At 73.8% G+C, this 10011-nt stretch carries 8 protein-coding genes; 6 read left to right on the top strand and 2 right to left on the bottom strand.

The annotated features are described in order from the left end of the window. Positions 1 to 382 precede the first annotated feature (382 nt). The 3 genes from lpdA to ACFXPX_RS14315 all read left to right on the top strand — a co-directional run bounded on the left by lpdA (position 383) and on the right by ACFXPX_RS14315 (position 4258). Positions 383 to 1771 carry a dihydrolipoyl dehydrogenase gene (lpdA, locus tag ACFXPX_RS14325; RefSeq protein ID WP_375892573.1) on the top strand — a complete coding sequence of 463 codons (1389 nt, stop codon included), beginning with the start codon at positions 383 to 385 and terminating at the stop codon, positions 1769 to 1771. Between the two features lie 75 nt (positions 1772 to 1846). Then, the gene (gene sucB, locus ACFXPX_RS14320) at positions 1847 to 3604 is read left to right on the top strand and encodes a 2-oxoglutarate dehydrogenase, E2 component, dihydrolipoamide succinyltransferase (RefSeq protein ID WP_380641340.1); all 1758 of its coding nucleotides are present in this window, start codon (positions 1847 to 1849) and stop codon (positions 3602 to 3604) included. Between the two features lie 138 nt (positions 3605 to 3742). Continuing rightward, entirely contained in the window at positions 3743 to 4258 is a 516-nt protein-coding gene (locus tag ACFXPX_RS14315; protein ID WP_380522785.1) for a DUF4240 domain-containing protein, read from the top strand. Between the two features lie 37 nt (positions 4259 to 4295). On the opposite strand, the gene ACFXPX_RS14310 is transcribed toward ACFXPX_RS14315, so the two are convergent. Together ACFXPX_RS14310 and ACFXPX_RS14305 are read right to left on the bottom strand one after the other, a co-directional pair. Then, entirely contained in the window at positions 4296 to 5384 is a 1089-nt protein-coding gene (locus ACFXPX_RS14310) for a DUF2510 domain-containing protein (RefSeq protein ID WP_380641338.1), read from the bottom strand. Positions 5385 to 5493: 109 nt separating this feature from the next. Then, complete coding sequence (locus ACFXPX_RS14305) at positions 5494 to 5994, bottom strand: GNAT family N-acetyltransferase (protein WP_375892580.1); 501 nt, start codon at positions 5992 to 5994, stop codon at positions 5494 to 5496. Positions 5995 to 6059: 65 nt separating this feature from the next. Between ACFXPX_RS14305 and ACFXPX_RS14300 the strand changes: the two genes are divergently transcribed. The 3 genes from ACFXPX_RS14300 to ACFXPX_RS14290 all read left to right on the top strand — a co-directional run bounded on the left by ACFXPX_RS14300 (position 6060) and on the right by ACFXPX_RS14290 (position 10001). After that, a complete protein-coding gene (locus ACFXPX_RS14300; RefSeq protein ID WP_380641336.1) occupies positions 6060 to 6965 on the top strand; it encodes a TIGR01777 family oxidoreductase in 906 nt (301 codons plus the stop codon). Positions 6966 to 7310: 345 nt separating this feature from the next. Beyond that, positions 7311 to 8642, top strand: a complete 1332-nt coding sequence (locus tag ACFXPX_RS14295; RefSeq protein ID WP_380522744.1) for an NAD(P)/FAD-dependent oxidoreductase — start codon at positions 7311 to 7313, stop codon at positions 8640 to 8642. A 159-nt stretch (positions 8643 to 8801) separates the two neighbouring features. Further along, a complete protein-coding gene (locus ACFXPX_RS14290) occupies positions 8802 to 10001 on the top strand; it encodes a cation:proton antiporter (protein ID WP_380641334.1) in 1200 nt (399 codons plus the stop codon). The last annotated feature ends 10 nt before the right edge of the window (positions 10002 to 10011 follow it).

Genomic DNA, 10011 nt, shown 5'->3' with positions numbered 1-10011 from the left:
GGGGCCGGGCGCGCGGGCGCCGGGCCCCCGTCGGCGTTCCCGCACGGGTTACCTGCGAGTAGGACCGGACACCCCACCGCACCTCTGTTCGCCACGGGCGAAACTTTGTTCCGCACTGCGGAAGAGGTGGCGCCGAAGCGGGCGGAAGACGCCCGTCCGGCGGCTGTCAACAAGGCCTTGAGCTGCGATGATGCCCTTCCGTCGGGGGTGTTCCCGCCCCGGTGACCACTCCGTGGGACACCCCTGGGGTGGACCCGGACATCAGCCACCGCGAACAAGTGCGAAGATGTATTTCCGGCACGACTGGGCGCCTCACAAAGGCTTCCGACCCACCGGACCGCGACCGGCCCGGCGACCCACCCCATTGCATGGAGGACGTGACGTGGCGAACGACGCCAGCACCGTTTTCGACGTAGTCATTCTCGGAGGCGGAAGCGGCGGTTACGCCGCGGCGCTCCGCGCCGCTCAGCTGGGTCTGAGCGTCGCCCTGGTCGAGAAGGGCGAGCTGGGCGGCACCTGCCTGCACCGCGGCTGCATCCCGACCAAGGCCCTGCTGCACGCGGCCGAGATCGCGGACGAGACGAAGGAGGCCGCCGAGTTCGGCGTGCTGGCCACCTTCCAGGGCATCGACATCAACGGCGTCCACAAGTACAAGGACGACGTCATCGCCGGCCTGTACAAGGGCCTCCAGGGCCTGGTGGCCTCGCGCAAGGTCACCTTCATCCAGGGCGCGGGCAAGCTCTCCTCGCAGACCTCGGTCGACGTGAACGGCCAGCGCATCGAGGGCCGCCACATCGTCCTCGCCACCGGTTCGGTGCCGCGCTCGATCCCGGGCCTGGAGATCGACGGCAACCGCGTGATCTCCTCGGACCACGCCCTCAAGCTCGACCGGATCCCGAAGTCCGTCGTCATCCTCGGCGGCGGCGTCATCGGCGTCGAGTTCGCCTCGGTCTGGAAGTCCTTCGGCGTCGAGGTCACCATCGTCGAGGCGCTGCCGCACCTCGTCCCGCTGGAGGACGAGAACTCCTCCAAGCTGCTGGAGCGCGCCTTCCGCAAGCGCGGCATCAAGTTCGAGCTCAAGGCCCGCTTCTCGGGCGTCGAGTACACCGAGTCCGGTGTCCGCGTCTCCACCGAGAACGGCAAGCAGATCGACGCCGACCTGCTGCTCGTCGCCATCGGCCGCGGCCCGGTCTCGGCCGGCCTCGGCTACGAGGAGAACGGCGTCGCGATGGACCGCGGCTACGTCCTGGTCGACGAGTACATGCGCACCAACGTGCCCACCATCTCCGCCGTCGGCGACCTCGCCCCGACCCTGCAGCTGGCCCACGTCGGCTTCGCCGAGGGCATCCTGGTCGCCGAGCGCCTGGCCGGCCTCAAGCCGGTGCCGATCGACTACGACGGCGTCCCGCGCGTGACCTACTCCAACCCGGAGGTCGCCTCCGTCGGCATCTCCGAGGCCAAGGCCGTCGAGATGTACGGCAAGGAGAAGGTCGTCACCCTCAAGTACAACCTGGCCGGCAACGGCAAGAGCAAGATCCTGAAGACCGCCGGCGAGATCAAGCTCGTCCAGGTCAAGGACGGCGCCGTGGTCGGCGTCCACATGGTCGGCGCCCGCATGGGCGAGCAGGTCGGCGAAGCCCAGCTCATCTACAACTGGGAGGCCCTGCCGGCCGAGGTCGCGCAGCTGATCCACGCGCACCCGACCCAGTCCGAGGCCCTGGGCGAGGCGCACCTGGCGCTGGCCGGCAAGCCGCTGCACGCGCACGACTGATCGCGCCCACCACCCCCCGTTTCCGGTACTTCCCGTACTTCCCGTACGCAAGACTTGATAGGAGTCGCTGAAACCATGGCGGTCTCAGTAACACTGCCCGCGCTGGGCGAGAGCGTTTCCGAGGGCACTGTCACCCGCTGGCTCAAGGCCGAGGGTGAGCGTGTCGAGGTCGACGAGCCGCTGCTCGAGGTCTCGACCGACAAGGTCGACACCGAGATCCCGGCCCCGGCTTCCGGCATCCTCTCCTCGATCAAGGTCGGCGAGGACGAGACCGTCGAGGTCGGCGCCGAGCTGGCGATCATCGACGACGGCACCGGTGCCCCGGCCGCCGCCCCGGCCCCCGTGGTCGAGGCCGCGCCGGTCGCCGCGCCGGCTCCCGTGGCCGCTCCGGCCCCGGTCGCCGAGGCCCCGGCTGCTCCGGCTGCTCCGGCTGCCGCTCCGGCTGCTCCGGCCGGCGACGCCACCCCGGTGCTGCTGCCCGCGCTGGGCGAGTCGGTCACCGAGGGCACCGTCACCCGTTGGCTCAAGGCCGAGGGTGAGACGGTCGAGGTCGACGAGCCGCTGCTCGAGGTCTCCACCGACAAGGTCGACACCGAGATCCCGTCGCCGGTCGCCGGCGTCGTCGTCAAGATCCTGGTCGCCGAGGACGAGACCGCCGAGGTCGGCGCCCAGCTCGCGCTGATCGGCGCCCCGGGTGCCGCCGCTGCCGCTCCGGCCCCGGTCGCCGCTCCGGCCCCGGTCGCCGCTCCGGCTCCGGTCGCCCCGGTCGCCGCCCCGGCCCCGGTTGCCCCGGCCGCCCCGGTCGCCGCTCCGGCTCCCGTTGCCGCCCCGGCTCCGGTCGCCGCCCCGGCCCCCGTCGCCGCCCCGGCCCCCGTCGCCGCTCCGGCCGCCCCGGTGGCCGACGCCGGTGACGCCTACGTCACCCCGCTGGTGCGCAAGCTCGCCGCCGAGCACGGCGTCGCGCTGTCCTCCGTCGCCGGCACCGGCGTCGGCGGCCGCATCCGCAAGCAGGACGTCATCGCCGCCGCGGAGGCCGCCAAGGCCGCCCCGGCCCCGGTCGCCGCCGCCGCTCCGGCCGCCGCTGCGCCGAAGGCCGTCTCCGCTCCGTCCGCCCTGCGCGGCCAGACGGTCAAGATGACCCGCATGCGCAAGGTCATCGGCGACAACATGATGAAGGCCCTGCACGAGCAGGCCCAGCTGACCAGCGTGGTCGAGGTGGACGTCACCAAGATCATGTCGCTGCGCGCCAAGGCCAAGGAGGGCTTCCTGGCCCGCGAGGGCGTCAAGCTCTCCCCGATGCCGTTCTTCGTGAAGGCCGCCGCCCAGGCGCTCAAGGTCCACGCGGTCGTCAACGCGCGGATCAACGACGCCGAGGGCACCATCACCTACTTCGACACCGAGAACATCGGCATCGCGGTGGACTCCGAGAAGGGTCTGATGACCCCGGTCATCAAGGGTGCGGGCGACCTCAACATCGCCGGCATCTCGAAGAAGACCGCCGAGCTGGCCACCAAGGTCCGCGACAGCAAGATCACCCCGGACGAGCTGTCCGGCGCCACCTTCACGATCAGCAACACCGGTTCGCGCGGTGCCCTGTTCGACACCGTGATCGTGCCGCCGAACCAGGCCGCCATCCTGGGCATCGGTGCCACCGTCAAGCGCCCGGTGGTCATCGAGGCCGACGGCGGCACCGCCATCGGCATCCGTGACATGACCTACCTGTCGCTCTCCTACGACCACCGCCTGGTGGACGGCGCCGACGCCGCCCGCTACCTGGTCGCGGTCAAGGAGATCCTGGAGGCCGGCGAGTTCGAGGTCGAGCTCGGCCTGTAAGGCAGCGCGACCGCAGCACGGTCGTACGGAGCCCCGTGTCGTCCCCGGACGGCGCGGGGCTCCGCCGCTTCCCGGGATGCGGTTCCCGCCGGGTCATGGCATGCGTGGAGACGACGGAAAAGGGATGCTTGAGCGGTGATGGACGAGACGGACTTCTGGCAGATCATCGACGACACCTGGGAGGCCGCCGACGGCGATCCCGACGAACAGGCCGAGCGGCTGGTGGAGCGCCTCGTCCAGCTGACCCCCGACGACGTGATCGACTTCGGTCGGCTGTTCGAGGCCCGGTTCCAGCGCGCCTACCGCTACGACCTGTGGGGGGCGGCCCATCTGCTGCTGGACGGCGCCTCGGAGGACACCTTCGACTACTTCCGCTGCTGGCTGATCGGCCAGGGCCGGGAGGTCTTCGAGGGCGGGCTGGTCGAACCGGACGACCTGGCGGACCTGCTGCCCGAGTTCGACGAGGAGGAGGACGGCGAGGCCGAGGACCTCGGCTTCGCCGCCGACGAGGCGTACGAGCAGCTGACCGGCCTGCCGCTGCCCGAGGTGGGCGGGCGGCAGGCGGGACGGCCGACCGGGGCGTTCCTGGACTTCGACGACCCGGACGTGATGGCGAAGCGCTTCCCCAAGCTCTGGGAGCGGTACGGGGATTAGGGCGTGTCCGACACCCCCTGCGGGGTGTCGCGTCGGATCAGGTGCTGCTGCCGGCGGAGCCGTCCTGCTTGATGCCCTTGAGGATCTGGTCCAGCACCGCGGGGTCCGGCGCGGCCGGGTCGTCGTCCACGCCGCCCTCGAAGATCACGTAGCCGCCGCCCTTGGCCGGGACGGCGGCCAGCAGGACGTAGCCCTGGGTGCCGTCCGAGGTGCCGACGTGCCAGCGGGTGGCGTAGCCGAGCACACCGGCGACGGAGACGTAGCCGGAACCGGAGTCGGTGTGCGAGGTGATCCCGGAGAAGATCGTCCCGGCGTAGGTCGGCATCGCCGCGTCGGCGGCCCCCTTGGGGGTGTCGCCCTGGACGGTGTCCTTCTCGATCGAGAACTGGCCGCGGATGCAGGAGTTGCCGTCGGCGCAGGAGTAGCGGCCACTGCCGAGGTAGACGGTGGAGTGCGCGGAGTTGGTCGCCGCGTCCCAGCCGTCGAGGACCGGGACGGTGATCGCGTGCTGCGGGTCCGGGACGGTGCTCTTGACCGACGGGACGGGCTTGGGGGCGGGCGCGCTCCGGGTCGGGGTGGGGCTCGGCGTGGGGCCGTCGCTCTGGGTGACGGTGACCGTGGGGTTGGGGGTCGGGTCGGCCTTGGTGTTCCCGCCGCCGCTGAGCGTGAGCCCGGCGATGATCCCGCCGACGACCAGCACCGCGACCGAGATGCCGACGATCACGCCGGTGCGGTTCTTCGCGGGGGCGGGCGGCGGGTAGCCGTAGCCGGCGCCCGGGTAGGCCTCCTGGCCGAGGTGGGCCGGCTGGCCCGGGTACTGCTGCGGGCCGCCGTACGGGCCCTGGCCGGGGTAGCCGTAGCCGGGCGACTGGACCGCGTCCTGCGCCGGGTAGCCGTAGCCGGGGGCGGGTGAGCCGCTCTGCGCGGGGTAGCCGTAGCCGGCCTGCGGCGGCTGCGCGGCGGGGGGCTGCCAGCCCTGGGTCGGGGCGTCGGCGAGCTGGCCGCCGGGGGCCTGGAGCGGCCGGACCTCGGCGGTCCAGGCGTTGCCGTCCCACCAGCGCTCGTGACCGGGGGTGCCGTCCGCACCCGGGACCGGGTACCACCCGGGAGGCGTCGAGTTGCTCACGGGCGTACGGTACCCGGCGCCGCGCCGCTCCAGACAGGCAGGTACGTCACGACTGCGCGGCAACTGTTCTGACGGATCGTCAGGCGGCAGGGGTGACGGTACGGGCGGCTCAGCCGGTCAGTCGGCGGGCCATCCACACGTCGTCCACGTACTGCCCGTCGATCAGGAACTCCTCGGCCAGCGTGCCCTCGACCGTGAAGCCGCAGCTCTCGTACAGCCGGCGGGCCGGGGCGTTCCAGCCGAGCACCCGGAGGGTCAGCTTGCGGGCGCCGAGGGCCCGGGCGTGCTCGCAGGCCGCCTCGACCAGCCGTCGGCCGATGCCCCGGCCGCGCACCGTGCCGTCGACGGCCAGGCCCTGGATCTGCCGGACGTGCCGGTTGACGGCCAGCGGGGTCGCCTGGACCTGGCGGACGTAGCCGACGATCCGGCCGTCCAGGACGGCGAGCAGGAACTGGTCGGGGGTGTGGCCCTCGTCGAAGACCCGCTTCCCGACGGGCGGCTCGGGGGCGACGTCGGAGAGGGTGGACCAGGCGGCGCGGTCGAGCTCGGCGAGCCCGCGCTCGTCCTCGGGGCGGGCCGGGCGGATGATCAGATCGTCTTCGCGGGTCATGCCGCGTGATGCTACTGGGGCGCGTGCGAAGGGTGACAGGCGATAAGTCCTGCGAGGATGGGTCCATGCGCATCGCTGTCACGGGCTCCACGGGATTGATCGGCTCGGCCCTCGTCCGCTCCCTGCTGGCGGACGGCCACGAGGTGGTCCGGCTGGTCCGGCACCGCTCCAGGACGGGGCCGCAGCCCGACGGGAGCACCGCGATCGGCTGGAACCCACTGCTCGGCGAGGTCGACCGGGACGGGCTCGCCGGGGTCGACGCCGCGGTGCACCTGGCCGGCGCCGGGGTCGGCGACCGCCGCTGGACGGACTCCTACAAGCGGGAGATCCGGGAGAGCCGGGTGTACGGCACCGAGACGCTGGCGGTGGCGCTCGCGGAGCTGGCGCAGCCGCCGCGGGTGCTGGTCAGCGCCTCCGCGGTCGGCTGGTACGGGCAGACCGGCGACCGGGTGATCGACGAGGACTCCCCCGCCGGGGACGACTTCCTGGCCGAGGTGTGCGTGGCGTGGGAGGCGGCCGCACGGCCCGCCGAGCGGGCCGGGATCCGGGTCGTCCACCCGCGCACCGGCATGGTGCTGTCCGCCGCGGGCGGCGCGGGCGGGCGGCTGTTCCCCCTGTTCAAGCTGGGCCTGGGCGGGCGGCTCGGCAGCGGCGGGCAGTACTGGAGCTACGTCTCGCTGGCCGACGAGGTGGCCGCGCTGCGGTTCCTGATCGACCGGGAGGACCTCTCCGGCGCCTTCAACCTCACCGCGCCGGAGCCGGCCACCAACGCCGAGCTGACCGCGGCGCTCGGGCGGGCGCTCGGGCGGCCGACGCCGTTCCCGGTGCCGGAGGCGGTGTTGAAGGCCGTGCTCGGGGAGCTGGCGGTCGAGGTGGTCGGGAGCCACCGGGTGGTACCGCGGCGGCTCTTGGACGCGGGCTTCCGGTTCGCGCACCCGGATCCGGACTCGGCGGTGCGGGCGGCGCTGTGACCCCTCGTTCTGCGTAGGCCCGCTACGGCATTCGCCCTGGCCAGGGGCATATGCCGGGCGGGGTCGGACGGGGCTCCGGGAGGGGGCGCACGGGAGCACACGACGGGCGCGTTGCACGCCCCCGGTGACCGTGCGCGCCCGCCGACCCGGTAACCCGGCCGCCACGGCGCACTGTCCGTGACCGCGCCCCCGCCCGGCGCCGCACGACCCCTCCCGACCCCCGCATCCGGTCCACCGCACCGGTCTGATGCTCACACTGACTGGGCATCACCTTCCACGGACCGTGTCCCGGCACCCCGCTGCCTGCGTCGGCCGGAGCCCCGGGACCAGGGAGGGAGCACTCCAGTGCCCACGTACGACTTCACCCGCCGCGCCCGCCGCCCGTCCGACCCGGACGTCGTCGTGGTCGGCGCCGGACTCGCGGGCCTGGCCGCCGCCCGCGCGCTCACCGGCCAAGGCCTCACCGTCCAGGTCCTGGAGACCACCGACCGGATCGGCGGCCGGATGGCCACCCGCGAGCTCGACGGCTTCCGCCTCGACGACGGCAGCCACCTGCTCAACACCGCCTACCCGGAGCTGCGCCGGGCGCTCGACCTCGACCGCCTGGACCTGCGCCCGCTCGCGCCCGGCGTACTCGTGCACAGCGCCGGCCGCCGCTACCGCGCCGGGGACCCCCAGCTCACCGCCGCCCGGCAGGCCGCCCTCCGGGCCCCGCTCGGCAGCCCGCTGGACAAGGCCCGCCTCGGCAGCTGGCTGGGCCGGATCGCCACCACCCCCGCCGCCCGGCTGCAGGCCCGCCCGGAGACCACCGCCGCCCGCGCACTGGCCGGCCACGGCCTCGCCCCGCGCACCGTCGACGGCTTCCTGCGCCCGCTGCTCAGCGCCCTGCTCGGCGACCCGGCCCTCGGCACCAGCAGCCGGATCGCCGACCTGGTGCTGCGCTCGTACGCCCGCGGCCGACTCTGTCTGCCCGCCGACGGGATCGCGGCCGTGCCCGCCCAGCTGGCCGCCGCGCTGCCCGCCGGCACCGTGCGGACCGGGGTGCAGGTCACCTCGATCGGCGCCGACGGCGTGGAGACCCTCGCGCACGGGCGGATCGGCGCCCAGGCCGTGGTGGTCGCCACCGACGCCCGCTCCGCGGCCGAGCTGCTGCCGGGGCTCCGGCTGCCCGACTTCCACCCCGTCACCACCTTCTTCCACGCGGCCGACCGCGCCCCGCTCGCCGAGGCCGTGCTGCTGCTGGACGCCGACCGGCCGAACGGACACCCGCCGCTGGTCTCGCACTCGCTGGTGCTCAGCGAGCTGCACCCGTCCTACGCCCCGGCCGGGCAGGCGCTGGTCGCCACCACCGTGCTCGGCCGGCGCTCCTTCGACGCGGGCGGTCCGGCCGGGCTGGAACCGGCCGTCCGCGCCCGGCTCGCCGAGTTGTACGGCGCCTCGACGGCGGACTGGCAGTTCCTCAGCGTGCGGCACGTCCCGGACGCGCTGCCCGCGATGCCGCCGCCGCACAACCCCCGCCGCCCGGTGCGGCTGCTGGCCGGGCTGTACGTCGCCGGGGACCACCGGGACACCAGCACCGTGCAGGGCGCGCTGGTGTCCGGGCGGCGGGCGGCGCGGGCGGTGCTCGGCGACCTCGGGCTGCCGGCCGGGGCGCGGGAGGCCGAGGCGGCGGCCTGAGGCCGGTACCGCGGGGGCGCGGACACGCCAGCGGTCTGCCGGGGTGACAGACCGACGGCGTGCCAGGATGCCTCGCATGACCGTTCTGATCACTCATCGGATGGTTCCAACGGTTTCGGCCGCCGGGCCGGCCGCCCGGTGAGCGCCTCCGCCCAACCGGTGGCGCTGATCCTGATCCCCGCCGCAGCCGTCGCCGCACCGCTGCTCGCCGACCGGCTGCTGCGGTGGATCGCCGTACCGACCGTGGTGTTCGAGATCGTGCTCGGCGTGCTGATCGGCCCGTCCGTCCTGGACTGGGCGCACGTCGACGACCTGGTGAACGCGCTGTCCCAGTTCGGCCTGGCCATACTGATGTTCCTCGCCGGGTACGAGATCGACTTCGCCAAACTGCGCGGTGGCCCGCTGAAACGGGCGGGCACCGCGTGGCTGGTCTCGCTCGTCCTGGCCCTCGGCGTCGGCGCCCTGGTCAACCGGGACCCGTGGGACGGCGCCTTCGCCGGGCTGGTGCTCACCACCACCGCGCTCGGCACGATCCTGCCGATCCTCCGCGACTCCGGCGAACTGCCCACCCCCTTCGGCTCGTTGGTGATGGCCACCGGTGCGGTCGGGGAGTTCGGGCCGATCATCGCGATCGCCGTGCTGCTCAGCGGCAACTCGCCCGCCCGGACCGCGGTCATCCTCGGCGCCTTCGCGGTGATCACCGCCGTCGCCGTGCTCGGCGCCCGCCGGCCGCGCCCGGCCTGGGCCACCCGGCTGATCGAGCGGACCCTGCGCACCTCCGGGCAGTTCGCGATCCGGGCGGTGATCCTGGTGCTCGCCGTCATGGTCGCGGCCGCGCTCTGGCTCGACCTGGACATGCTGCTCGGCGCCTTCACCGCCGGGATCGTCTCCCGGCTGCTGCTCTCCGACATCCGCCGGGCCGAGGAGGAGGTGATCGAGGCCAAGCTGGAGAGCATCGGCTTCGGCTTCCTGGTGCCGATCTTCTTCGTGGTCAGCGGGATGAACTTCGACCTGGACGCGCTGCTGGACGACCCCGGCACCCTGTTGCTCGTCCCGGTGTTCCTGCTGCTGTTCCTCGCCGTACGCGGCCTGCCGGCCGGGCTGCTCGCCCCGGCCGGGCTCGGCGGGCGCGACCGTGCCGCGCTCGGGCTCTACGCGTCGACGGCGCTGCCGCTGGTCGTGGTGATCACCACGATCGAGGTGGAGGCCGGACACCTGCCCTCCTCGACGGCGGCGGCGCTGGTCGGCGCCGGGATGCTGTCGGTCCTGGTGTTCCCGCTGGTGGCCCAGCGGGTGCGGGGCGGGCGGCGGGCGGCCGCCGACCCCGAGCGGCCGAGGGTCCGGGCCGAGAGCTGGTGAGCTCCCGGCC

The sequence above is a fragment of the Kitasatospora sp. NPDC059146 genome (genome assembly GCF_042786665.1).
In the GTDB taxonomy this organism is placed as follows: domain Bacteria; phylum Actinomycetota; class Actinomycetes; order Streptomycetales; family Streptomycetaceae; genus Kitasatospora.
Note: the sequence above shows the minus strand (reverse complement) of the source record. Positions and strands in the feature narration are given on the sequence as shown.

What these genes read in the sequence shown, in the direction of transcription:
- sucB (WP_380641340.1), top strand. Translation starts at nt 1,847, where the DNA reads ATGGCGGTCTCAGTAACACTGCCCGCGCTGGGCGAGAGCGTTTCCGAG.
- ACFXPX_RS14315 (WP_380522785.1), top strand. Translation starts at nt 3,743, where the DNA reads ATGGACGAGACGGACTTCTGGCAGATCATCGACGACACCTGGGAGGCC.
- ACFXPX_RS14305 (WP_375892580.1), bottom strand. Translation starts at nt 5,994, where the DNA reads ATGACCCGCGAAGACGATCTGATCATCCGCCCGGCCCGCCCCGAGGAC.
- ACFXPX_RS14300 (WP_380641336.1), top strand. Translation starts at nt 6,060, where the DNA reads ATGCGCATCGCTGTCACGGGCTCCACGGGATTGATCGGCTCGGCCCTC.